Annotated in this window: 1 protein-coding gene; it reads right to left on the reverse strand. The window is 49.5% G+C overall.

The window, feature by feature from the left end; all coding sequences use genetic code 11:
* Positions 1–1,538: hypothetical protein (locus tag ACLD7X_RS16665; RefSeq protein ID WP_411424807.1), on the reverse strand; the 1,538-nt coding region annotated here is incomplete at both ends.

Genomic DNA, 1,538 nt, shown 5'->3' on the forward strand with positions numbered 1-1,538 from the left:
CGAAATTTACGCGGATATAATCACCAGTGCGTTCGTTGATGACAAAGAACACAGATTCGTTGATGGAGCGAGGATCATTGTTGCTTACTTCAGCTGTTTGGCTGTAGTCAGCACGTGCTTCGAGGAAGAGTGGGTAACCAATTGGATGATCACCAACAAATTCCGTTTGAACGCGGGCGATATAATCGAATTGCTCGGCATGGAATGGGTCGCGTGTCATACGCTTCACATACTTGCCATTCGATGGTTGCTCTGGGTTGATATATGAACGCAGAACTGGAGGTACACCCACAGCGAAATCTTCGATTGGTGACATACGACGGCGTGAGTAGTCCGCTGTCTTGATGTCTGTACCCTTGTCAAAGATGTCGTAGATACGTCCTTGCATGAGGAGTGTATCTGGGATCGTGTGAATCGGTACTGGCTTGTATGTAAAGAACTGCGTCGATTCAAACGGACCTTGTTCAGTCGTGTTGCTTGTTGCAGCACGTACAAAACGCATGTGCGTGCGACCATCACCTGCGATGAAGAAGGTTTCTTGAATGCGCTGGAACGTGTTGTTGTTGGAGATAGGAAGAATCGTGTTCACGTTTGCTTCCGTGCGTCCCCAGTAGTTGCCACGAAGTGTATCTACACCACCAAAGCCTAGTCCAGTGGTACCAGCAAGAACACCCTTGGTGTCCTGTGCGTCAGGAAGACGAATCAGGAACCGAGCGTCATTGGCATAGATTGAGTTAGCAGCTGCGCTGAATGAGTTGAATGGAAGAGGTCCAACAACTTCACCGTACAGAACTGCTCCTGCAAGGTCACTTGATGCTGGGTTTTCCGTTCCATTTACAGGACCACTGATCGTGTCATTGGCTCGGCCAATGTTCGACGTTGCAATGTTTCCAGTGATAAGGTTCCGCTTGAGAGCGAGTTTCAGATCGTAGTTATCTGAATAGATCGCTGCACCGCTGAAAGCCATGTTGCTTTGGAAACGAACACGATCGAAGTTGAACGTGTCTACGCGAACACGAACGGAGTCAAGAATGTATAGAGCACCACCAAGACCGGTTCCGTTTTCACGGAGGCCAGAACCTGGATGGGTCAAGTTGTTGGCATTTCCACGTTGTGTAGTACCGTTACCAAGACGTGTTGGGTTTTCATACGCAACGTTGTCGTAGAAACGTGTAAGCATGCGTTCGTCAGGACGTGGGGAGGCAACACCATATGTGAAGACGTCATCACGACCTGCATAACCAGTAGCTACACCTTGACCGTCATACGTGATATTGTCAAGGTCCGTTACCATGAAGCGCTTGCGCGTAAGCGTGTCAGGCGTAACGACGGCGATGGCACCACCGTTACCGTTCCATACCTTGTTAGTACGGAATTCTGCACCCTTGACAACATTCAGATCTGCGTTGATGGTGTACAGAGCACCACCACCACGAACTTGATCACGTGCAGTGTCTCCAACTTCACCTACACGGTTGTTGACAAAGCTGGAGCGGACGAAACGAAGGTTACGCTGGAAGATGGGAAGACCTTGCGTG

Source organism: Aphanothece microscopica RSMan92, from assembly GCF_046613545.2.
GTDB lineage: Bacteria > Cyanobacteriota > Cyanobacteriia > PCC-6307 > Cyanobiaceae > NIES-981.